The following is a 23,107-nucleotide window of genomic DNA, read 5'->3' as shown; positions in this document are numbered from 1 at the left end:
AGCCCCGCCGCAGGGCGGTGGGCAGTGCCTCAGTAGGTAGCGCCCGGTCAGGCTTCAGCCTGACCGGGCGTTTGCCGCTTTAAGTTACAGGTAGCAAGAATGGCAAAAGAATATAGCCGTACCCAACGCATCGGCGACCAGATGCAGCGCGAGCTGTCGGAGCTGATCCGCCGTGAAGTCAAAGACCCGCGCGTCGGCCTGGTGACCATCACTGCCGTCGATGTCAGCCGTGATCTTGGCCACGCCAAGGTGTTCATCACCGTGATGGGCCAGGACGGCGCCGACGCCGTACCGCAGACCCTCAAGGCCCTGACCAGCGCCGCGAGCTTCCTGCGCCTGCACCTGGGCCGTGTGATGCAACTGCGCAGCGTGCCGCAACTGCACTTCCACTTCGACGAAAGCGTCAGCCGAGGTGCCCACCTGTCGGCACTGATCGAGCGCGCGGTCGCCGAAGACCGTCTGCACAAGGATGCCGACAAGCTGGACGCCGAGGAGTAAGCGGTGGCCCAGGTCAAACGTATCCGCCGCAACGTCAGCGGCATCATCCTGCTCGACAAGCCGCTGGGCTTCACCTCCAACGCCGCCCTGCAAAAGGTGCGCTGGCTGCTCAACGCGGAAAAGGCCGGTCACACCGGCAGCCTCGATCCGCTGGCAACCGGCGTGCTGCCGCTGTGCTTTGGCGAAGCGACCAAGTTTTCGCAGTACCTGCTCGATTCCGACAAGGGCTACGAAACGGTCATGCAGATGGGGCAGACTACCAACACCGGCGATGCCGAAGGTGAAGTGCTGCAGACCCGTGAGGTGACCGTTGGTCGCGCCGACATCGAGGCCCTGCTGCCGCGTTTTCGTGGCCAGATCAGCCAGATACCGCCGATGTACTCGGCGCTCAAGCGTGATGGCCAGCCGCTTTACAAGCTGGCACGTGCAGGAGAGGTAGTGGAGCGCGAGGCGCGTTCTGTTACTATTGGCCGCTTGGAGTTGCTCGAGTGCGAAGGCACCCGTGCACGGCTGAGCGTAGGATGCAGCAAAGGCACCTATATCCGCACCCTGGTGGAGGATATCGGTGAGGCCCTTGGCTGTGGCGCCTATGTCGCCGAGCTGCGCAGGACCCAGGCCGGGCCTTTCGCGCTGGCACAGACGGTCACCCTCGAGGAACTCGAACAGGCCCACGCCGAAGGTGGCAACGAAGCGCTCGACCGCTTCCTGATGCCTTCGGACAGCGGCCTGCAGGACTGGCCACTGGTGTGCCTGTCCGAGCACAGTGCGTTTTACTGGCTGCATGGGCAGGCGGTACGCGCGCCGGACGCGCCGCAATTTGGCATGGTCCGGGTACAGGATCACAATGCGCGCTTCATCGGTATCGGTGAAGTGAGCGAAGACGGGCGCATTGCGCCGCGTCGGCTGATTCGGTCGGAATGACCGAAACCGCGGGGTCGGGCAATTGCCAGGCCCCACGGCACCAAGGGTGGCTGTCAGTAGGCACGGTCACACCTTTTTTATTAATACAGGGATTTGTCCCTGGCCTATTGGACCCCGCATGCGGGATCCGTTATCAGGAGAAGCCAAATGGCCCTCAGCGTTGAAGAAAAAGCTCAGATCGTTGCCGAATACCAGCAAGCCGCCGGCGATACCGGTAGCCCGGAAGTGCAGGTTGCTCTGCTGACCGCCAACATCAACAAGCTGCAAGGCCACTTCAAGGCCAACGATAAAGACCACCACTCCCGTCGTGGTCTGATCCGTATGGTCAACCAGCGTCGTAAGCTGCTGGACTACCTGAAGGGCAAAGACACCACTCGTTACAGCGCCCTGATCGGTCGCCTGGGTCTGCGTCGCTAATAGCGGCCTGGCCAGTGGTGTGCATGGCGTGTCGCAGGCTTCGGCAGGGCTGTTTTGCAGTGCTGCCGTTGGACACGCCACGCGTATCTCCGAGGTTGGCAGCCTGGCAATGCTGAGCGGATTTTCCGCTTGGTGCCAGGCTCCCAGCCTCGTGTTGTATCTGGACGGTCAATGGGGCCGATTCCCCGTTCTGCCCAAGAATTCGCAAGAAACCAGTTCCCCCAGAGCCACTGAAAAAAGGTAGGAAACCGTGAACCCGGTAATCAAGACATTCCAGTTCGGTCAGTCGACCGTTACTCTCGAAACGGGCCGTATTGCCCGTCAGGCAACCGGCGCCGTGCTGGTTACCGTCGACAACGACGTCACCGTGCTGGTGACCGTGGTCGGTGCCAAACAGGCCGATCCAGGCAAGGGCTTCTTCCCGCTGTCGGTCCACTACCAGGAAAAGACCTACGCCGCCGGCAAGATCCCGGGTGGCTTCTTCAAGCGTGAAGGCCGTCCTTCCGAGAAAGAGACCCTGACCTCGCGCCTGATCGACCGTCCGATCCGTCCGCTGTTCCCGGAAGGCTTCATGAACGAAGTGCAGGTTGTCTGCACCGTGGTTTCCACCAGCAAGAAGACCGACCCGGACATCGCTGCGATGATCGGTACCTCGGCCGCCCTGGCCATCTCCGGCATTCCTTTCGAAGGCCCGATCGGCGCCGCTCGCGTTGCCTTCCACGAAAGCACCGGCTACCTGCTGAACCCGACCTACGAGCAACTGGCTGCCTCGAGCCTGGACATGGTCGTTGCCGGTACCGAATCGGCTGTACTGATGGTTGAGTCGGAAGCCAAAGAGCTGACCGAAGACCAGATGCTGGGCGCCGTGCTGTTCGCCCACGACGAATTCCAGGCCGTGATCCAGGCCGTCAAGGAACTGGCTGCCGAAGCCGGCAAGCCGACCTGGGACTGGCAGCCAGCCCCGGCCAACGTCGAGCTGATGAACCTGGTACGCGCCGAGTTCGGCGAAGCCGTTTCGCAGGCCTACACCATCACCCAGAAGGCTGACCGCTACAATCGCCTGGGCCAGCTGCGCGACGAGGCTGTTGCCCGTCTGAGCAACGAAGAGACCGGCCCGTCCGCCGGCGCCATCAAGGAAATCTTCGGCGAGCTGGAATACCGCACCGTCCGTGAGAACATCGTCAACGGCAAACCGCGTATCGACGGTCGTGACACCCGCACCGTGCGCCCGCTGAACATCGAAGTCGGCGTATTGCCGAAGACTCACGGTTCGGCGCTGTTCACCCGTGGCGAAACCCAGGCCCTGGTCGTTGCGACCCTGGGTACTGCCCGTGACGCCCAGCTGCTGGACACCCTGGAAGGCGAGAAAAAAGACCCGTTCATGCTGCACTACAACTTCCCGCCATTCTCGGTGGGTGAGTGCGGTCGCATGGGCGGCGCTGGCCGTCGTGAAATCGGCCACGGCCGCCTGGCCCGTCGTGGCGTGCAGGCCATGCTGCCGAGCGACAGCGAGTTCCCGTACACCATCCGCGTGGTATCGGAAATCACCGAATCCAACGGTTCCAGCTCCATGGCTTCGGTCTGTGGTGCTTCCCTGGCCCTGATGGACGCTGGTGTACCGATGAAGGCACCGGTTGCCGGTATCGCCATGGGCCTGGTCAAGGAAGGTGACAAGTTCGCCGTCCTGACCGACATCCTGGGTGACGAAGACCACCTGGGCGACATGGACTTCAAGGTAGCCGGTACCGCCAAGGGTGTTACCGCGCTGCAGATGGACATCAAGATCAACGGTATCACCGAAGAGATCATGGAGATCGCCCTGGGCCAGGCCCTGGAAGCGCGCCTGAATATCCTCGGCCAGATGAACCAGATCATCGCCCAGTCGCGTAGCGAGCTGTCGGCCAACGCCCCGACCATGATCGCGATGAAGATCGACACCGACAAGATCCGTGACGTCATCGGTAAAGGCGGCGCCACCATTCGCGCCATCTGCGAAGAGACCAAGGCTTCGATCGACATCGAAGACGATGGCTCGATCAAGATCTTCGGCGAAACCAAGGAAGCGGCAGATGCTGCCAAGCAACGCATCCTGGGCATTACCGCCGAAGCCGAGATCGGCAAGATCTACGTCGGCAAGGTCGAGCGCATCGTCGACTTCGGTGCGTTCGTAAACATCCTGCCTGGCAAGGACGGCCTGGTGCACATCTCCATGCTGAGCGATGCTCGCGTCGAGAAGGTCACCGACATCCTGAAAGAAGGCCAGGAAGTCGAAGTACTGGTACTGGACGTGGATAACCGCGGCCGTATCAAGCTGTCGATCAAGGACGTTGCCGCGGCCAAGGCCTCGGGCGTCTAAGCGACCGCCACGCAACAGGAAAAGGGCCCTTCGGGGCCCTTTTTTCATGGGCGAAAGGGAACCTTTTGCGGACTTGCATCTTGCATGCAGGTTTACCGTGCAGATTGCAAAATGCACGACGACGGGAATGCTGGTTTTTCGCTAACTTATTGATTTTAAAGGAAAAAGTCGAGACGGAAAAGCTGGCACAGCGCATGCAACTACCTCCATATCTGACGCCAGGACATACGGCGCAGACCTTTCGAAAAAACAGGAGTGACTCACATGAAGAAGTTCGCCATTGCTGCCGCTACTGCTACCGCCCTGACCCTGACCATGGCTAACGGCGCATTCGCTGCGGAGCCAACCCAGGCTCCAGTCATGTTGGCTGCCAACACCGTGGATAACGCCAAGCAGGAAGGTTCCGACACCTGGATCACTACCAAGGTGAAAGCGGACTTGCTGACTGAAAAAGGTATTCCAGGCAGCGACATCAAAGTCGAGACCAGCCAAGGCGTCGTCTCGCTGTCGTCTGACGTGGCGATCACTCAATCCCAGAAAGAAGAAGCAGTACGCATCACCAAGAACATCAAGGGCGTGAAAAGCGTCATGTCTGACGGCCTGAAAGCCGAATAAGGAATGTCCCGTCGGCCAAACGGATTTGGCCACCTTCGCTCCGAGCCCCGGCTATTTGCCGGGGCTTTTCATTGGCGGCTAGTACACCGGGTTACGCGCGATCACATCGCTCTCGAAGCATTCTTGCTCGACGATCAGCGGCTCGACCAATGGCCGGCTATCGCGAAAGTGCGCGGTCTGGGTATGCGCTTCATAGGCTGCATCGTCGCGGTAGATCTCGTACAGGTAGATCACCTCCGGGTCGACGCGGTCCTGCGACACATCGAACACCAGGCAACCAGGTTCGGTGGAGACGGAAGCCGCGGCATTGACCTTGATCGCGGTCAGGAAATCCTCGGCGCAACCGGACTTCACACGGGTCTTGATGAACAGACTATACACAAGGCTCTCCTTTTGTTTTAAATTCTATTGTGAATTGTATACAAAAATGGAGCCTCGCCAATGTCCGAATTGCCTGCACGCCCTGGCCGCCTGAACGGCCTGCGCCATATTGCCTTGTTGGTGCCCAACCTGGAGGAGTGCGAACGCTTCTACGTCGATGTGCTGGGCATGGAAGTGCTGAACCGCGCCAACGAAGACCTGGTGTATCTCACTTGTGGTAACGACAACCTGTCGCTGGGGCGCGGGGCTGGGGCGGCCAATGGGTTGCAGACCTTGGACCACTATGGGTTCATCGTCGATAGCGTGGAGGAGCTGGAGGCCTGGTACCAGTATTTCAAGGCCCATGGCGTGACCCTGCTGGACCGGCCGTTCAACCATGGTGACGGGGCGCGCAGCTTCCACCTGCTGGACCCGGCAGGGAACAAGGTGCAGCCGTTGTACCACCCGGCGGTGTCGGGGCAGCGGTTGGTGTGAGGCCTGTACCGGTCTCTTCGCGGGCTTGCCCGCTCCCACAGGGATCGCGCACAGCTCAAGGCCGGCGCATACCTTGTGGGAGCGGGTTTACCCGCGAAGAGGCCAGCCCTGCTAGTAGAAGTTACTCGGCATCCAGATGCATCGGCGTCACCACCCGCCCATCGCTCTCGGCCTGGCCCAGGTTGGTATCGATGAAGTACACCCTGTCATCTTCCAGCTGGCCTTTGTCTACCAGGTAATCCTTGATGCTGCTGGCCCGCTCCTGGCCAAGTGTGCGCAGCAGCGCAGTACTTTCGGCCCAGGACTTGATCACCGCCTCGCGCAGCTTGGCGGTGCGCTCGTCGCGGCCCAGTTGTTCCCATTCCGCAGGCGGCTGTTGCTTCAGGCGGTTACGGTAGATGCCTTCGAGCATCGCCGGTTTTTCGCTGTCGTCGACCACCAGCATCGAGGCATTGGCCGGCACCTTGTCACCGCGGCGCTGCAGGATCTTGTACCAGGTGGCCTGGTACTCACGCTCCAGGCGCTGCTGGGCGATCAGCGGGCCGTCGCTGGCCTGGGCGCTGGTGCCTTCGATTTCCAGGCGCAGCTCCGGGCGTTCCTTCAGGGCCGACGCCAATTTGTCCAACGATGCCTGGGCGTCGCCACTAAGCTCGCTGGAGCCCGGGGCGAAGGACACATTGCCCAGATCTTCCGAGCCACCGCCGGCAACCAGCCCGCCAATGAACTTGAACGGCGCCTGCGCCGCACGCAACACCAGGTTGCGCAGTGTTTGCCAGACGATCGGCATCACGCTGAACTGCGGGTTGTTGAGGTCTCCGGATACCGGCAGCTCGATCGAGATCTTGCCTTCTGTATCCTTCAGCAGTGCCACCGCCAGGCGGATAGGGAGGTCCACTGCGTCCGGGCTGTCGACCTTCTCGCCCAACTGCAACTGCTCAACCACCACCTTGTTCTCGGCCTTCAGCTGGCCATTGGTGATCAGGTAATGCAGGTCGAGGTTGAGCCGGCCCTTGCGGATACGGAAGCCGGCGAACTTGCCGGAGTAGGGTGTGAGTGTGGTCAACTCGACCCGCTTGAAGCTGGTGGCGATATCCAGGCTGGCCAGCGGGTTGAACGGGTTGAGGGCGCCTTTGATGGTGACCGGCGCGTAGCGGTCGACCTTGCCCTTGACGTCGACCTTGGCCGGCACCGGCTTGCGATTGTCGATGGTGCCGATCCGGCCGTTCAGCTGCTGGATGGCCGTGGCGAAGTTGGGGGTGAGGGATAGGTCGGCGAAGTTGGCCGAGCCGTCGTTGATGTCGATCTGGCCGATGTGGATGCCCAGCGGCTTGTCGTTGCCGGCGGAGGCCGGCTTGGCCTGGCTGGTCGCCGGGGCGCCGGCCGGCTGCGGGATCAGCAGGTCGTTGATGTTGGTCGTGCGGTCTTCGTTGATGATGAAACGCGCATAGGGTTGCAGCAGGGTCACTTTGTCGATCGACAGCGCATCGCCGTGCACGTAGGACAGGCCGTCGACGTTCACCTGCTGCCATTTGACGAAGTCACGGCTCTTGATGGTGTCGAGGGTGTGCAGCTGGCTGACCTGCGCCTTGCCGGTAACGCTGAAGGCCAGCGGTGCAGTGTTTTTCAGGTCGACCTTGAGGTCGCTGGCGAGCATGCCGCTGCGCAGCTCCAGCAGGATGAACGGGCTGATATAGGCCTGGGCCACCCGCAGGTCGATATCGCGGGTGCTCACGTCCAGCTTGGCCCAGATGGGCGCCAGGTTTACCTGGCCGGCCGCTTGCAGTTTGCCTTGCTTGCCCACGCCGGTATCGAGCTTGAGGGTGAAGGGCGATTTATTGAGGCTGTCGAAACCTTGCAGGTCGGCGTTGAGCGGGCCGACGTCGAGGGCCACCGGCTCCTTCTGAGTACGGTCTGCCAGGTGCACCAGGTAGTTACGCAGTTGCACGTCCTTGAGCAGCACCTGCCAGGGTTTGCTCGGCTCCTTGGCGGCTTGCTGTTCGGGCGTGGGTTCGGCGGCTGCCGGCTCGGCCTTTTCCTTCGGCGTGGCCTTGGCCGGCTGGCTGGCGAACAGCTTCTGCCAGTCGAGTTGGCCGTCCTTTTCCAGCGCAGCCCAGGTTTCCAGTTTTTCGCTGCGAATCTTGCCCACGGTGACCAACTGCTTGACCAGGTCGACCGAGGTTTCGCTTACCTCCAGGCTGGCCAGGCGTGCCAGCGGGCGGCCATCCGGGGCCTTGATGGCAAACGGGGCGATGCGCACCGACGCGTTGTCCAGCAACAGTTCGGTCTGCTTGGCGAGGTTGAGCTTGTAGTGGGTGTCGAGGCTGACCACGCCGTCTTCCAGCACCAGTGGCACGGAATCGCGCACATAGGGCCAGAATGCCTTCATCTTGCCTTCGGTGATCTTCAGTGTGCCTTCAGAGGCGATTGGCGCCAGGCTAAGGGTGCCTTTCCAGTCGATGCGCCCGCCGTTGGGGCCGATGGCCACCAGGGTCATGTCGGCATTGTCGTTGGGCAGGGTGCTGAGGTTTTTCAGCTCCAGGTTCATGTTGTCGTAGAGGAACTCGATCGGCTCGCTCGGGCGCAGGTCCTCGAAGTGCAGGTAGCCATCGCTGAGCTTGATGCTGCCGATGCGTAGTGGGAACGGGTCGCTGGGTGGCTCGTCAGGCTTGGCTTCGCTGGCTGGCAGTTTGAACAGGCGGGTCAGGTTGAGAGTCCCGTCCTTGGCGAACAGCACTTCGTTGCGCGGTTTGACCAGTTCCACTGCGTCCAGGTGCAGGGCACCGCTCCATAGACTGTCGAGCGAAAGGTTGGCGTACAGCCGGTCGAAGCCGACCTGCTCCTTGCCAGGCTCGCCGATCTGCAGGCCCCACAGTGTCAGCTCGAGGCTGAAGGGGTTGAATTCGATCCGTTCGAGGTGGGCAGGCACGGTTGCGTACTGGGCCAACTGTTGGTTGGCGATGCGCAGCGCGACACCGGGGAGAACGAAAAAGCCAAGAAGGCTGTAGAGGGCTACCAGGGCCAGCAGTGCGCCAGCGGCGCGAGTCAATCCTTTGTACATGTGTCGCTTCGTCTGTCTAAGCAGGAGAGCTTGGAGTATGGCACGTTAAATCAGTTCCGCTGAGGTGACCAGTTGACCTCATTCAATACCCATGCGCCGTTTGGCCCGGTGCGCCGAGCCGTCACGCATCGCCCAGCGCAGTACTGGCGCAGTGCGTTGCAGGCCCAGGCGGATCATGCGCCGCTGCAACGGACCGTGCTGTAGCCCGAGCATGGTCTGGGCCCAGCCCGGCAGCAGGTCGACGCCGGCGTGCAGCATCAGCTTGCCCACCGGCTGTGCCAAGCGGCTGGGGGCGGGGGCATCGAGCAGGATGCCGACCACCTCATGGCTGCGTGCGTCGCAGTGCAACTGCGGACGCATGCGCTGCAGATAGTCCTCGACCTGCTGGCACGAGCGCGGCACGTCGCGGGCGCCAAGGCGCTCGGCAATCAATGCGATCTCTGCGTAGTAGGCATCCTGCTCGGCGCGCGCAAGGTGCGGGTTGCGGTAACGCAGGTGGGCGGCGAGAAAGCTGCTGACTTCCGCCACGTGCACCCAGGTCAGCAGGTCCGGGTCGCTGGCCGCATACGGGCGGCCATCCGGCGCGGTGCCGGTTACCTGCAGGTGGATGGTACGCACCTTGTCGATCAGCCACTCGGCATCGCGGGTGGCGCCGAAGGTGGTGCCCGAGATGAATTGGCTGGTGCGGCGCAGGCGACCGAGCAGGTCTTCACGGAAGTTGGAATGGTCCCACACCCCGGCCAGGGCCAGCGGGTGCAGCAACTGCAGCATGAGGGCACTGATGCCACCGACCAGCATGCTCGGGAAGTCGCCATGTATCCGCCAGCTGATGCTGTGCGGGCCGAACAGCCCGGGGTCACCTTTGGGCGATTCCAGGTCGAGCTGGCCGAGGGCCAGCCCGGTAAGGCTCATGACCTGGGTTTCGATGCGGCGGCGAAGGGCTTCCATGGCGACCTGTGGTTCAGGGCGGCCATGGGCAACGGCCGCCGGTTACTGGTTGAGGCGTTTGTCGATCAGGCCCTGCACCACGCTGGGGTCGGCCAGGGTCGAGGTATCGCCCAGGTTGTCGAGTTCGTTGCAGGCGATCTTGCGCAGTATACGCCGCATGATCTTGCCTGAGCGTGTCTTGGGCAGCGCCGGAGCCCACTGGATCAGCTCGGGCTTGGCGAAACTGCCGATTTCCTTGCTGACCAGGGCCAGTAGCTCGGCCTTGAGCGCGTCGTCCGGTGTTACACCATTCATCGGTGTGACGAAGGCGTAAACGCCTTGGCCCTTGAGGTCGTGGGGGTAACCGACCACCGCCGCTTCGGCAACGCTGTCATGCAGCACCAGCGCGCTTTCCACTTCGGCGGTACCGATACGATGACCGGAAACGTTGATCACGTCATCGATACGCCCGGTGATCCAGTAGTCTCCATCGGCATCGCGGCGGGCACCGTCGCCGGTGAAGTAATAGCCGGGCATCGGCTTGAAGTAGGTGTCGACCATGCGCTGATGGTCGCCATAGACACTTCGGATCTGCCCGGGCCAGCTGGCCTTGATCGCCAGCAGGCCGGCACCGGGGCCCTCGATGAGCTTGCCCTTTTCGTCCAGCAGCACTGGTTGTACGCCGAACATGGGCTGGGTGGCACAGCCGGGCTTGAGCGACTGCGAGCCGGGCAGCGGGGTGAGCATGATGCCGCCTGTCTCGGTCTGCCACCAGGTATCGACGATGGGGCAGCGCTTTAGCCCGACTTCTTCGAAATACCACTCCCAGGCTTCCGGGTTGATCGGCTCGCCGACGCTGCCCAGCAGGCGCAGGCTCTGGCGTGAAGTACTCTGCAGCGGCGCGGAGCCCTCGCGCATCAACGCGCGCAGGGCGGTCGGGGCGGTGTAGAAGATGTTCACCTTGTGTTTGTCCACCACTTGCCAGAAGCGCGAGGTGTCCGGGTAGTTGGGCACGCCTTCGAACATCAGCGAGATCGCGCCATTGGCCAGCGGGCCATAGACGATGTAGCTGTGGCCGGTTACCCAGCCGACATCGGCGGTGCACCAGAACACCTCGCCGTCACGGTAGTCGAACACCACCTTGAAGGTGAGGGTGGCCTGCAGCAGGTAGCCGCCGGTAGTGTGCAGCACGCCTTTGGGTTTGCCGGTGCTGCCGGAGGTGTAGAGGATGAACAGCGGGTCTTCTGCACCCATCGGCTCGGGAACGCAGTCGTCGCCGGCCTTTTCCGTTGCCTCGTGGTACCAGAGGTCACGGCCTTCGGCCCAGACGATATCGCCGCCGGTACGGCGCACCACGAATACGCTGCTGACCGCGGGGCAACTGGCCAGGGCCTTGTCGACGTTCTGCTTCAGTGGGATGCGTTTGCCGCCGCGCACACCTTCATCGGCGGTGATCACCGTACGGCAGTCGGCATCGAGGATACGGTCGCGCAAGGCATCGGGCGAGAAGCCGCCGAACACCACCGAGTGGATGGCACCGATGCGGGTGCAGGCAAGCATGGCGAAGGCGGCCTCGGGGATCATCGGCATGTAGATGCACACCCTGTCGCCTTTCTTCACCCCGCGTGCTTTCAATGCATTGGCCAGGCGGCAGACCTGGCGGTGCAGTTCGCGGTAGGTGATGGTCTTGGAATCCTTGGGGTCATCGCCTTCCCACAGCAGGGCGGTCTGTTCGCCGCGTCGGGCCAGGTGGCGGTCGATGCAGTTGTAGCTGACGTTGAGCTGGGCGCCGTCGAACCAGCGGGCGCTGCCGGTCTTCAGGTCGCATTGCTGCACGCTCGACCAGGGCTTGAACCACTCCAGGCGCTTGGCCTGTTCGGCCCAGAATGTGTCGGGGTCATCCACCGACTGGCGGTAGAGGCGGCGGTACTCGTCGGGGGTTAGGGCGGCGGACTGGCTGACGGCCAGGGCCTGGGGGTAGTTGCGGATATCGAACATGGCGGGTGGTCCTGCTCTTGTAAGGGGCGATGGACTGCAACGGCTATTCGATAGGACAGTGTAGCTGGGAGAGGTGTTCAACCTGAGCCGGCCTCTTCGCGGGCTCGCCCGCTCCCACAGGTACTGAACAGTTCTTGAGGCCTGTACGGTACCTGAGGGAGCGGGCGAGCCCGCGAAGAAGTTGGCGAAGGTTTCAGATCAACCGCGGTGACGGCCGCGGAAGTAGTTGATCAGGCCTTGGGTGGAACCATCTTCGGCGCTGTCTTCCAGGCTGCCGACCAGGCGTTGGTAAACGCCCTTGCCCAATTCTTTGCCCAGCTCCACGCCCCACTGGTCGAAAGCGTTGATGCCCCAGATCACGCTCTGCACGAACACCTTGTGCTCGTACATCGCCACCAGCGCGCCCAGGCGGCGCGGGCTGATGCGTTCCACCACCAGGGTGTTGCTCGGGCGGTTGCCCGGGATCACCTTGTGCGGGGCCAGCTTTTCGATGTCCGCTTCGTTCAGGCCTTTGCCACGCAGCTCTGCCTCGGCTTCCTCGCGGGTTTTGCCCAACATCAGCGCCTGGCTCTGCGACAGGCAGTTGGCGTACAGCCACTGATGATGGTCGGCCACCGGGTTGAAGCTCACCACCGGCACGATGAAGTCGGCCGGAATCAGCTGAGTGCCCTGGTGCAGCAGCTGGTGGTAGGCATGCTGGCCGTTGCAGCCGACGCCACCCCAGATAACCGGACCGGTGTCGGTCTTCACCGGGGTGCCGTCCTGCAGCACGCTCTTGCCGTTGGACTCCATGTCCAGCTGTTGCAGGTGCTTGGTGATGTTGCGCAGGTAGTGGTCGTACGGCAGGATCGCGTGACTCTGGGCGCCCCAGAAGTTGCCGTACCACACGCCCAGCAGGGCCAGCAGCACCGGCATGTTCTTGTCGAACGGCGCGGTCTGGAAGTGCTGGTCCATGGTGTAGGCACCGGACAGCAGTTCCTTGAAGTTGGCGGTACCGATGGCCAGGGCGATCGGCAGGCCGATGGCCGACCACAGCGAGTAGCGCCCGCCCACCCAGTCCCACATCGGGAAGATGTTTTCTTCGCGGATGCCGAAGGCCACGGCGGCGGCCTTGTTGCTGGAAACGGCGATGAAGTGGCGGTACAGCTCGGCTTCCGAGCCGCCCTGGGCCAGGTACCAGGTACGCGCGGCCATTGCGTTCTTCAAGGTCTCGAGGGTGTTGAACGACTTCGACGAGACGATGAACAGGGTGGTTTCGGCGCGCAGGTTGGCCGACAGCTCGTGGAACTCACTGCCGTCGATGTTCGCCAGGTAGTGGCAGCGCACGCCGCGCTGGGCGTAGGGCAGCAGCGCCTCGGACACCAGCTCGGGGCCGAGGAACGAGCCACCGATGCCGATGTTGACCACGTCGGTGATCGGTTTTTCGCTGTAGCCGCGCCACAGCCCGTCGTGGATGCGGCCGACCAGTTCGGTGATCTGGTTGAGTACCTTGTGCACTTCCGGCATGACGTTCACGCCGTTGACGCTGAGCTTGTCGCCTACCGGCCGGCGCAGGGCGGTGTGCAGCACCGGGCGACCTTCGGAGGCGTTGATGATTTCGCCGCTGAACATCGACTTGATGGCGTCCTGCAGGCCCACTTCGTTGGCCAGGTTCACCAGCAGGTCGCGGCTTTGTTCGGTGATCAGGTTTTTCGAGTAGTCGAGGAACAGGCCGCAGGAGCTCAGGGAGAACTGGTCGAAGCGCTTGGTATCGGCGGCGAAGGCTTCGCGCATGCTGAAACCTTGCATGGCGTCGCGGTGTTGCTGAAGCGCCTGCCAGGCGGGCAGGGCCGTGACATCGTGGGGTGTACGGTAATACGCCATTGCGCGGGGTTCCCTTGGTGCGTGGTGAGACCTTGGACACGGCACTCATTGCCGGGTTCAGGCTGGCACCATTATAGGCAAAGGCCACTTGCAGGGAATGGGTATGGCGGGGGAATTTGGGGGCGCTTTGCGCCCCACTCGCAGCACAAGGCTGCTCCTACAGAAGAAGGTGGTTTCTGTAGGAGCAGCCTTGTGCTGCGAATGGGCTGCAAGGCAGCCCCGGGCCGTTACGCGGTCTTCTCTTCCAGATGAAGGTACAGGTTGTCGATCAACCGTGTGTTACCCAGGTAAGCCGCCGCAATCACCACCAGATCACGATCATCGATCATCGCGGGTCGCAGGCTTACCGCATGACGCACCTCAAGGTAATCCGGGCGGAAACCCGCGGCGGTCAACTGCGCCTTGCCTTCGGCAACCAGTGCGGCAAAGTCCCGCTGGCCATGGCGGATGGCCCCAGCGATATGCTGTAGCGTGCGGTACAGCGCAGGTGCCGTAGCACGCTGCTCCGGCGTGAGGTAGCCGTTACGCGACGACAGCGCCAGGCCGTCCTCGGCCCGCACGGTGGGCTCGCCGATGATCTGGATCGGCATGTTCAGGTCGCGCACCATGGCGCGGATCACCGCCAGCTGCTGGAAGTCCTTTTCACCGAACACGGCAAGGTCGGGCTGGACCATGTTGAACAGCTTGCTGACCACGGTGGCCACGCCTTCGAAATGACCGGGCCGGCTGGCGCCGCACAGGCCTTCGGAAAGGTGGGGTACGCTGACGCGGGTTTGCACGCTCATGCCGTCGGGGTACATCTCTTCGACGCTGGGCGCGAATAGCAGATTGCAGCCAGCCTGGAGCAGGCGCTCCTGGTCGGCGGCCAGGGTGCGCGGGTACTTGTCGAGATCTTCGTTGGCGCCGAACTGCAGCGGGTTGACGAAGATGCTGGCGACCACGAAATCGGCGCGCTGTGCAGCCTTGGTCACCAGGGCGGCATGGCCGCTGTGCAGGTTGCCCATGGTAGGCACGAAGCCGATGCGCTTGCCTTCACCGCGGGCGCGGGCGACTGCGGCGCGCAGTTCACGGACGGTCTTGACTGTATTCATGCACTGAACCCGTGTTCGCTGCCTGGGAAGCTGACTTGCTTGACCGCCTCGACGTAAGCGACGAGGGCGCTGTGGATATCCGGCTGGCCTTGCATGAAGTTCTTCACGAACTTCGGTACGCGGCCGCTCAGCGACAGGCCGAGCATGTCGTGCAGGACCAGGACCTGGCCATCGGTGCCGCTGCCGGCGCCAATGCCGATCACCGGGATGGATACGGCACTGGTGATTTCCGCCGCCAGTTCGCTGGGCACGCATTCGAGCAGCAGCATGGCTGCACCGGCCTGTTCCAGGGCGATCGCGTCGGCGCGCATCTGCCGGGCCTGGGCTTCCTGGCGACCCTGGACCTTGTAGCCGCCCATCACGTTGACAGTCTGCGGTGTCAGGCCCATGTGCGCGCATACTGGCACGCCACGCTCGGCCAGCAGGCGGATGGTCTCGGCCAGCCAGGCAGCGCCTTCGATCTTGATCATGTGGGCGCCGGCCTGCATCAGCGTGGCGCTGTTGGCAAAGGCCAGCTCTGGTGTAGCGTGCGCCATGAACGGCAGGTCGGCAAGGATCAGCGCACCGTCGTTGCCACGTTTGACGCTGGCTGTATGGTAGGCCATGTCTGCGGTGGTCACCGGCAGTGTGCTGTCGTGGCCTTGCAGGACCATGCCCAGCGAGTCGCCCACCAGCAACACTTCGACACCGGCCTGGCTGGCAGCCTTGGCGAAGGTCGCGTCGTAGCAGGTCAGCATGGTGATTTTTTCACCCTTGGCCTTGAGGCCATTGAGGGTGGTCAGGGTTACTTCAGGCATGTAGGAAATTCCTCGTTCAGGCGCTGTAAGAAACGACTGCATTCAACGCGTGTAGTCATTTTCCGGAGCGGCACATCATCGCGCGTGATGTTCGGGCACAGGTCCGTCCGGGCCTAAATACGGGTATGCGGCACTTTGGTGCCACACGGGACGCCTATAGTCGTGAGCGAGGTGGGGGAAGTCAATCACCCTGTTACCGCATTGTTACGATCAGGGTGTTACTGGCGTTACCGCGCCAGTGTGCAAGGCTGGAACGCCCGGTTTACAGGCGTTCCAGGCCGACGAACGGGCAGTCGTCAAGCAGTTGCGCAAGGGCGCGGCCGTCGGCCAGGCGGAAATCGCCCGGTACCAGTTCCGCCAGCGGGTACAGCACAAAAGGCCGGGCATGCATGTGGTAATGCGGTACTTTCAGGCGCGGCTCATCAAGCACCTGGTCGCCGAACAGCAGGATGTCCAGGTCCAGTGTGCGCGGGCCCCAGCGTTCCTTGCGCACGCGGCCCTGATCGTTCTCGATGGCCTGCAGTGCATCGAGCAGGGCCAGCGGTGGCAGGGCGGTGTCCAGGGCGGCGACGGCGTTGGTGTAGCGCGGCTGGCCGGGCAGCAGCGAATCGCTGGTGTACAGGGCCGAGGCCGCCACCAGGCGTGTGGCTTCGACCTGGTCGAGGGCCTGCAAGGCGCTGCGCAGCTGCTCGGCAGGTGCGTCCAGGTTGCTGCCCAGGCCGATATAGGCGCGGGTACTCACTCGAACGCCTCGTCGCCACTGCGCTTGCGCTTGCCACCGCTACGCTTGCGTTTGCGCGGGCCGGCACCGGTGCCTTCGTCACGGCTGCCCAACTCGCGGATCATCTCGCGGCGCTCGCTGTCGTTGGCATCCTGGTAGTCGGTCCACCACTGGCCGAGGTCGTCGGTTTCTTCCCCGGCGCTTTCGCGCAGCAGCAGGAAGTCGTAGCCGGCACGGAAGCGCGGGTTGTCCAGCAGCATGTCGGCGCGCTTGCCGCTGCGGCGGGGCAGGCGCTCCTGCATGTCCCAGATCTCGCGGATCGGCAGGGTGAAGCGCTTGGGGATGGCGATGCGTGCGCATTGCTCGGCGATCAGGTCGTGGGCCGCACCGTTCATGGCCGGGATCGGCGGCACGCCCTGGTTCTGCAGGTGCAGCACGCGGGCCGGCAGGGCTGGCCACAGCAGCGCGGCGAAGAGGAAGGCCGGGGTTACCGGTTTGCCTTGCTTCACGCGCAGGTCGGTGTTGTTCAGCGCCTGGCTGATCAGCGTGTGGGTGTAGGTCGGGCGCTCGTCCAGGGCATGCGAACTGGCCGGGAACAGCGGCTCGAACAACTGCAGGTCGACCAGCATCTCGAAGACGATGGCGCCCTGGCCGGAGAGGAACAGCTTGAGGCTCTCTTCGAACAGGCGCGCTGGCGGAATCTCGCGCAGCAGTGGGGCCAGCTCGCGGATCGGCTGGACCGTGTGCTTTTCGATGCCGAAGTCGAGCTTGGCGGCGAAACGCACCGCGCGCAGCATGCGCACCGGGTCTTCCTGGTAGCGGTGGGTAGGGTCACCGATCAGGCGCAGCAGGCGGTTGCGAATATCGTGCACGCCGTTGGCGTAGTCGAGGATGCGCTCGCTGACCGGGTCGTAGTACAGGGCGTTGATGGTGAAGTCGCGACGTTGCGCGTCCTCTTCCAGGGTGCCGTAGACGTTGTCACGCAGGATGCGGCCACTGGCATTGTGCGACGAACGGTGGCTGTCGCCCTGGTCGTCTTCCGAGTGGTGGGCGCGGAAGGTGGCGACTTCGATGATCTCACGGCCGAAATGCACGTGGACCAGCTTGAAGCGGCGGCCAATGATGCGCGCGTTGCGGAACTCGGCACGGACCTGTTCGGGGGTGGCACTGGTGGCGACGTCGAAGTCTTTCGGCGTGATGCCCAGCATCAGGTCGCGGACACAGCCACCGACCAGGTAAGCCTGGTAACCGGCGCTCTGCAGGCGTTCCACGATGTTCACCGCATGGCGGCTGAACTGGTGGCGTTGCAGCGAGTGCTGGCTCTTGTTGATCACCTCAGGCGTGGTGCGCCTGTGGTGCGGGCCCGGTACGGGCGGGCGGAACGACTGGAACAGCTTCTTCAGCATGGGATGCACTGTTTGAAGGAATGTTCGGCCAAGAATAGGAGAATGGCCGCATGATGGGCGGGGATTCTAGCATTTACTCAAGGAATGGTGTAGGCGGGTAGCAGGATGCCTGCCGGAAGGGTAGAAACGACAAGGGGAGCCTAAGCTCCCCAAGAAGTCGTTGCGTGCTCTTATTGTTTTTCTGCTGGGCTTCTTGTTTTTGTTGAGTGCCCTGTCCACAAATCTCGAAGCTTGTGGACGACCCCCAATCCAGGGGTTAAGAGCAAACGGATTGCTTTGGTCGCTGATGTCACGTTGATCTGTCGATCCAACCAGTTCAGGCGCTGCTTTTTAGTGCAGTTTTTATTGTTCTCTGCCTGGTTGTGGGGCAAGCCCCAAACACGCATCCTCTCCAAAAGAATCAGTTAGCTGCGCCTCCGCCGTCTTGTTTTTATTGTGCGTGAGCCGTTTCGTCTTGTTCTTATTCTGAGTTGCAGTGCTTGTTATTGTTCTTGTACCAGACATATAGCAGGTGCCGTGCCAACTTTTGCAAACTCAGTAAAATCAAGGGGTTGGAGGTGGCGAGCAGTTTTTCAGCGGTCGAAAATGTCGAAATTTCGTTACCGTACGCCTCGGGAACTGTTACGGCGGAAAGCTTGGGTAACAGATTTTTGCGGGGGCTGATGTGTTACCGGGGTGTGTGCGCTGGCTTTGCTGGCCCTTTCGCGGGCACGCCCGCTCCCACAGAGACTGCGCAGGTTTCGCTAAATCTCGGTAAGCCGGCTTCTACAAGGATTGCACCACCCTTGAGGGCAGTGAGATTTCTGTGGGAGCGGGTTCACCCGCGAAGAGGCCGGAACGGCAGATAGAGAGGGATCAGGGCAGGAGGAACCTCCCGCCCAGGCAGCGCGGTTACTCGCTGGTAGCGTTGCTCTTGCGCCGCGGGATACCCAGGCGCTGGCGGCGTTCCCACAGGCACTTGCGGCTGACCCCGAGCTTGCGGGCCAGCTCGGTCTCGGTCATGTGGTCCTGGTGCTCGAGCACGAAGTGCTGGAAGTAATCTTCCAGCGACAGGTCCTCGGTAGGCTCATGGCTGGCATTGGCCGTACTGGCCCCGACTAGGGCGTTATCGAGGATTTCGTCCTCTTCCAGGTCACCCAGCTCAATGTCGATGCCCAGCAGGTCGGCGGAAATTTCCGCACTCTCGCTGAGGATCACCGCGCGCTCAACGGCGTTTTCCAGCTCTCGCACGTTACCCGGCCAGCTGTAGTGACGAATGGCCTGCTCGGCTTCGGCCGAGAAGTGCAGGTCGTCGCGGCCGATGCGCGCGCTCTGGCGGGCTAGGAAGGCGCTGGCAATCTCGTTGACGTCGCTGCCGCGCTCGCGCAGGGCAGGCAATTTCAGGGCGATCACGTGCAGGCGGTAATACAGGTCTTCACGGAACTGGCCGGCCTTGGCCAGGTTCTTCAGGTCGCGGTGGGTCGCGGCGATCAGGCGTACATCGACCTTTTGCGACTGTACCGAACCCACCCGGCGAATCTCGCCTTCCTGCAGCACGCGCAGCAGGCGGGCCTGGGCTTCCAGCGGCAGTTCGCCGATTTCGTCGAGGAACAGGGTACCGCCATCGGCAGCCTCCACCAGGCCAGCGCGCCCGGCGCTGGCGCCGGTGAACGCGCCTTTCTCGTGGCCGAACAGCTCGGACTCGATCAGTGTCTCGGGAATGGCCGCACAGTTCACCGAAATCATTGGTGCCTTGGCCCGACGCGACAGGTTGTGCAGGGCGCGTGCGACCAACTCTTTACCGGTGCCCGACTCGCCCTGGATCAGCACGTTGGAATCGGTGGGCGCGACCTTGCGGATCTTGCTGTACATGTCCTGCATCGGCGGGCACGAGCCGATGATGCCGATTTCGCCATTGGCGGCTGCCGCGCTGCCTTTGTCGGCCGGGGCGGCCTTGCCATTGGTGGCGCGTGGCTCGGCCGCCGGTGCGGCAGCCGGAGCGTTCTGCCGGTCGCGCAGGATACGCGCCACCGCTTGCAGCATCTCGTCGTGGTCGAAGGGCTTGGCGATGTAGTCCACCGCGCCCATTTTCATCGAGTCTACCGCCGAGCGCAGGCTGGCGTAGCTGGTCATGATCAGCACCGGGGTGCCTTGGCCGAGCTTGATCAGTTCGGTGCCGGGTGCGCCTGGCAGGCGCAGGTCGCTGACGATCAGGTCGAAGGTGGCAATGCTGAAGCGTTCCTGGGCTTCCTGCACCGAGCCGGCTTCGCTGACCTGGTACTGGTTCCGTTCGAGCAGGCGACGCAAGGCCGAGCGGATGATGGTTTCGTCTTCGACGATCAGAATGTGCGGCATTGATTCAATTCTCTCGACGGTCTCGAATTTCAGGGGACGTCGCTACGACATGCCGGGGCAGGGTCACGCGGATCCGGGTGCCACGTTGCCGTTCGATATCGGCCGGGCTGTCGATGGTGATTTGCCCATAATGCTCTTCCACGATGGAATAGACCAGAGCAAGCCCCAGTCCGGTTCCTTCGCCCGGGTCCTTGGTGGTGAAGAAGGGTTCGAACAGGCGGTCCATGATGTTCTTCGGGATCCCGCTGCCCTCATCTTCGACGATCAGGTCGACGGTGTGCTCGCTGACTTCGCTGCGCACGCGCACGGCGCTGCCGGGCTTTGATGCGTCGCGGGCGTTGGAGAGCAGGTTGATCAGCACCTGGGCCAGGCGCTGCGGGTCCCCTTCGGCCCAGTGCTCCGGGTCGCAGAGGTTGAAGAACTGTACTTCGAAATTGCGCCGGTTCAACGCCAGCAGACCGATGGCGTCCTGCGCCACTTCGGCCAGGCATACCGGTTCTTCGCTGTTCTGGTGGCTGCCGCCGGCATGGGCGAAACTCATCAGCGACTGGACGATGCGCGATACCCGCTTGGTCTGTTCGAGAATCTGGCTGGACAGCTCGATGATTTCGCCATCGCCCTCACGCTCTTCGCGCAGGTTCTGCGCCAGGCAGGCGATGCCGGTGATCGGGTTGCCGATTTCGTGGGCCACGCCGGCGGCCAGACGGCCGATGCTGGCCAGGCGTTCGGAGTGCACCAATTTGTCTTCCAGGGCCTGGGTTTCGGTAAGATCCTCCACCAGCAGTACCAGGCCGCTGTTGCCCGGGGCCAGCGGCTCGTCGATGGCCGCCTTGTGCAGGTTCAGCCAGCGCGGCTGGCCGTCCAGCGCCAGGCGCTGCTTGTGCAGGTGCTCGTCTGGCACGTTGATGAAGCCTTGCAGCAGGCCGCGCCAGGGTTCGCTGATGGTGACCAGGCGCGAGCCGACCACGTGCTTGGCGGCGATGCCGGTGAGCTCTTCCATGGCCTTGTTCCACATCAGGATTTCCTGGTCCTTGGCCAGCGAGCAGACGCCCATGGGCAGTTCCTGCAGGGTCTGGCGGTGGTAGCGGCGCAGGGCGTCAAGCTCGGCGGCCAGGCCGGTCAGGCGCGAGTGGTAGTCTTCCAGGCGGCTTTCGATGAAGTGGATGTCCTCGGTCACGTAGTTTTCGTTACCGGACTTGTACGGCAGGAAGGTCTCGACCATGTCCTGGGCCACGCTCGGCCCCATCAGGCCGGACAGGTTGGCCTCGATGCGGTCGCGCAGGCGGCGCAAGGCATAGGGGCGGCGCTCGTCGAACGGCAGGTAGAGATCGCGCAGGGCCTGTTCCACTTCCTTCTGTGCGGCCTTGGCGCCCAGCGGCTTGGCCAGTTGGGTGGCGAACTCCTGTGGCGAGGCGGCGTGCAGCTCGCGGCGTTGCGGGCGGCGCACATTGTCCACTGCGCAGGCTTCGGCGGCGCTTACCTCTTCGTTGCTGGCGTTGGTGAACAGCGAGATCAGGGTGAACAACAGCACGTTGGCCGCCAGCGAGGCGATGGCCGCCATGTGCCAGCTGGTGTCGTCCAGCACGTAGATCATGTCCAGCAGCGGGATGTAGAAGCCCTGCAGGTTGCCCAGCAATGGCAGCAGCATGGTCACCATCCACACCAGGGTGCCGGCCAGCAGGCCGGCGATGAAGCCACGGCGGTTGGCAGTCGGCCAGTACAGTACCGACAGCACGCCCGGCAGGAACTGCAATGTGGCCACGAAGGCGACGATGCCCAGGTTGGCCAGGCTCTGGTGGTTGTTCTGGGTGAGGTAGAACATGAAGCCGGCGGTGATGATGGCGACGATCAGCGCGCGGCGGGTCCACTTCAGCCAGCGGTAGATGTTGCCTTCGGCCGGCGGCTGGTACAGCGGCAGCACCAGGTGGTTGAGGGCCATGCCCGACAGCGCCAGGGTTGTGACGATGATAAGCCCGCTGGCGGCCGACAAGCCGCCGATGTAGGCCAGCAGCGCCAGTGCCTGGTTGTTGGCGGCAAGCCCCAGGCCCAGGGTGAAGTATTCGGGGTTGGTGGTGGCGCCCAGGCGCAGGCCGGCCCACAGCACCAGCGGCACGGCCAGGCTCATCAGCAGCAGGAACAGCGGCAGGCCCCAGCTGGCGCTGACCAGCGAGCGCGGGTTGAGGTTTTCGGTGAAGGCCATGTGGTACATGTGCGGCATGACGATGGCCGAGGCGAAGAACACCAGTAGCAAGGTGCGCCATGGGCCTTCCTGCAGCGGCGTATGCAGAGCGGCCAGGGCGGTCTGGTTCTGCAGCAGCCACACTTCCAGTTCGTGCGGGCCGCCGAACACGCCATACAGGGCATACAGGCCGATACCGCCCAGGGCCAGCAGCTTGATCACCGACTCGAAGGCGATGGCGAACACCAGCCCTTCGTGCTTTTCGCGTGTGGCGATGTGCCGCGAGCCGAAGAAGATGGTGAACAAGATGATGAGCGTACAGAAGGCGAAGGCCACACGTGCCTTGACCGGCTCACCGGTAAGGATGCTGATCGAGTCGGCTACCGCCTGGATCTGCAGGGCCAGCAAGGGCAGAACGCCGATGAGCATGATGATGGTGGTCAGCGCCCCGGCCCAGGTGCTGCGAAAGCGGAACGCCAGCAGGTCGGCCAACGAGGACAGCTGGTAGGTACGGGTGATCTTCAGGATCGGATAGAGCAGCACTGGCGCCAGCAGGAACGCGCCGGACACCCCCAGGTAACAGGCAAGGAAGCCGTAGCCGTACTGGTAGGCCAGGCCCACCGAGCCATAGAAGGCCCAGGCACTGGCGTATACGCCCAGCGACAGGGTGTAGGTCAGCGGGTGGCGAATGATCGAGCGCGGGATCAACCCCCGCTCGCTGATCCAGGCCACACCGAACAGCACCATGAGGTACGCGGCGCTGATCAGGATCATCTGGGTCAGGCTAAAGCTCATCGGCATCTCGTTGGCTCTGCAGGATGAAGGTGACGACGATCAGGATCAGCCAGAGCAGGTAAGGGCGATACCAGGCTCCGGTCGGTTCGATCCACCAGTCCATGATGGCCGGGGAGAACAGGTAGATCCCCACGACCAGAAGCAGGACCAAACGATAGATGTACATGCTGGCCTCGATGGTTGGGCGCTGCGGGCTTGGACTTATTATTGGCGCAAATGGCTGGGGGGATGCTAGCGGGAATCCATAGTGTTCGCCAAGAGGTTGAATTTATTGGG

General features: G+C 62.9%; 18 protein-coding genes. 6 read left to right on the top strand and 12 right to left on the bottom strand.

Annotation, left to right across the window (positions count from 1 at the left end; translation table 11 throughout):
- Positions 1-99: 99 nt before the first annotated feature.
- The 5 genes from rbfA to E5221_RS24525 all read left to right on the top strand — a co-directional run bounded on the left by rbfA (position 100) and on the right by E5221_RS24525 (position 4,807).
- A complete protein-coding gene (rbfA, locus tag E5221_RS24545) occupies positions 100-498 on the top strand; it encodes a 30S ribosome-binding factor RbfA (protein ID WP_003258061.1) in 399 nt (132 codons plus the stop codon).
- A 3-nt stretch (positions 499-501) separates the two neighbouring features.
- Entirely contained in the window at positions 502-1,419 is a 918-nt protein-coding gene (gene truB, locus E5221_RS24540) for a tRNA pseudouridine(55) synthase TruB (protein WP_013974284.1), read from the top strand.
- Positions 1,420-1,566: 147 nt separating this feature from the next.
- Positions 1,567-1,836 (top strand): 30S ribosomal protein S15, encoded by a 270-nt coding sequence (rpsO, locus tag E5221_RS24535; protein ID WP_003249971.1) that lies wholly within the window; start codon positions 1,567-1,569, stop codon positions 1,834-1,836.
- A gap of 250 nt (positions 1,837-2,086) precedes the next feature.
- On the top strand, positions 2,087-4,192 hold the full coding sequence (gene pnp / locus E5221_RS24530; protein ID WP_013974283.1) for a polyribonucleotide nucleotidyltransferase: 2,106 nt from the start codon (positions 2,087-2,089) through the stop codon (positions 4,190-4,192).
- Positions 4,193-4,456: 264 nt separating this feature from the next.
- Positions 4,457-4,807: a BON domain-containing protein gene (locus E5221_RS24525; protein ID WP_013974282.1), complete on the top strand. Its 351-nt coding sequence runs from the start codon at positions 4,457-4,459 to the stop codon at positions 4,805-4,807.
- A 78-nt stretch (positions 4,808-4,885) separates the two neighbouring features.
- Here E5221_RS24525 and E5221_RS24520 read toward each other — a convergent pair whose 3' ends face one another.
- Positions 4,886-5,188 (bottom strand): putative quinol monooxygenase, encoded by a 303-nt coding sequence (locus E5221_RS24520; protein WP_061551382.1) that lies wholly within the window; start codon positions 5,186-5,188, stop codon positions 4,886-4,888.
- Positions 5,189-5,248: 60 nt separating this feature from the next.
- Here E5221_RS24520 and E5221_RS24515 point away from each other — a divergent pair, with 60 nt between their 5' ends.
- Positions 5,249-5,662 carry a VOC family protein gene (locus tag E5221_RS24515; RefSeq protein ID WP_010955354.1) on the top strand — a complete coding sequence of 138 codons (414 nt, stop codon included), beginning with the start codon at positions 5,249-5,251 and terminating at the stop codon, positions 5,660-5,662.
- 121 nt (positions 5,663-5,783) lie between these two features.
- On the opposite strand, the gene E5221_RS24510 is transcribed toward E5221_RS24515, so the two are convergent.
- From E5221_RS24510 to E5221_RS24460, 11 genes are all read right to left on the bottom strand, one after another.
- On the bottom strand, positions 5,784-8,720 hold the full coding sequence (locus tag E5221_RS24510) for a DUF748 domain-containing protein (RefSeq protein WP_247846575.1): 2,937 nt from the start codon (positions 8,718-8,720) through the stop codon (positions 5,784-5,786).
- Positions 8,721-8,798: 78 nt separating this feature from the next.
- Positions 8,799-9,668 carry an oxygenase MpaB family protein gene (locus E5221_RS24505; RefSeq protein ID WP_061551385.1) on the bottom strand — a complete coding sequence of 290 codons (870 nt, stop codon included), beginning with the start codon at positions 9,666-9,668 and terminating at the stop codon, positions 8,799-8,801.
- Positions 9,669-9,710: 42 nt separating this feature from the next.
- Positions 9,711-11,645 carry an acetate--CoA ligase gene (gene acs, locus E5221_RS24500; protein WP_182330298.1) on the bottom strand — a complete coding sequence of 645 codons (1,935 nt, stop codon included), beginning with the start codon at positions 11,643-11,645 and terminating at the stop codon, positions 9,711-9,713.
- Positions 11,646-11,843: 198 nt separating this feature from the next.
- Entirely contained in the window at positions 11,844-13,508 is a 1,665-nt protein-coding gene (gene pgi / locus E5221_RS24495; protein WP_061551387.1) for a glucose-6-phosphate isomerase, read from the bottom strand.
- Positions 13,509-13,735: 227 nt separating this feature from the next.
- Positions 13,736-14,599 (bottom strand): pantoate--beta-alanine ligase, encoded by an 864-nt coding sequence (gene panC / locus E5221_RS24490; protein ID WP_013974275.1) that lies wholly within the window; start codon positions 14,597-14,599, stop codon positions 13,736-13,738.
- A complete protein-coding gene (gene panB, locus E5221_RS24485; protein WP_061551389.1) occupies positions 14,596-15,396 on the bottom strand; it encodes a 3-methyl-2-oxobutanoate hydroxymethyltransferase in 801 nt (266 codons plus the stop codon). Before panB ends, panC begins: the two co-directional genes overlap by 4 nt.
- A gap of 262 nt (positions 15,397-15,658) precedes the next feature.
- Positions 15,659-16,138 (bottom strand): 2-amino-4-hydroxy-6-hydroxymethyldihydropteridine diphosphokinase, encoded by a 480-nt coding sequence (gene folK, locus E5221_RS24480; RefSeq protein ID WP_013974273.1) that lies wholly within the window; start codon positions 16,136-16,138, stop codon positions 15,659-15,661.
- Entirely contained in the window at positions 16,135-17,523 is a 1,389-nt protein-coding gene (locus E5221_RS24475) for a polynucleotide adenylyltransferase PcnB (protein WP_015271847.1), read from the bottom strand. The genes folK and E5221_RS24475 overlap by 4 nt, the downstream gene beginning before the upstream one ends.
- An 891-nt stretch (positions 17,524-18,414) precedes the next feature.
- Complete coding sequence (locus E5221_RS24470) at positions 18,415-19,857, bottom strand: sigma-54 dependent transcriptional regulator (RefSeq protein WP_061551391.1); 1,443 nt, start codon at positions 19,855-19,857, stop codon at positions 18,415-18,417.
- Between the two features lie 4 nt (positions 19,858-19,861).
- Positions 19,862-22,837, bottom strand: a complete 2,976-nt coding sequence (locus E5221_RS24465; RefSeq protein ID WP_023661523.1) for a sensor histidine kinase — start codon at positions 22,835-22,837, stop codon at positions 19,862-19,864.
- Positions 22,821-22,997 carry a hypothetical protein gene (locus tag E5221_RS24460; protein WP_003250005.1) on the bottom strand — a complete coding sequence of 59 codons (177 nt, stop codon included), beginning with the start codon at positions 22,995-22,997 and terminating at the stop codon, positions 22,821-22,823. Before E5221_RS24460 ends, E5221_RS24465 begins: the two co-directional genes overlap by 17 nt.
- Between the last annotated feature and the right edge of the window lie 110 nt (positions 22,998-23,107).

Source organism: Pseudomonas sp. A2, assembly GCF_023100865.1.
Classification (GTDB): domain Bacteria; phylum Pseudomonadota; class Gammaproteobacteria; order Pseudomonadales; family Pseudomonadaceae; genus Aquipseudomonas; species Aquipseudomonas asiatica.
Note: the sequence above shows the minus strand (reverse complement) of the source record. Positions and strands in the feature narration are given on the sequence as shown.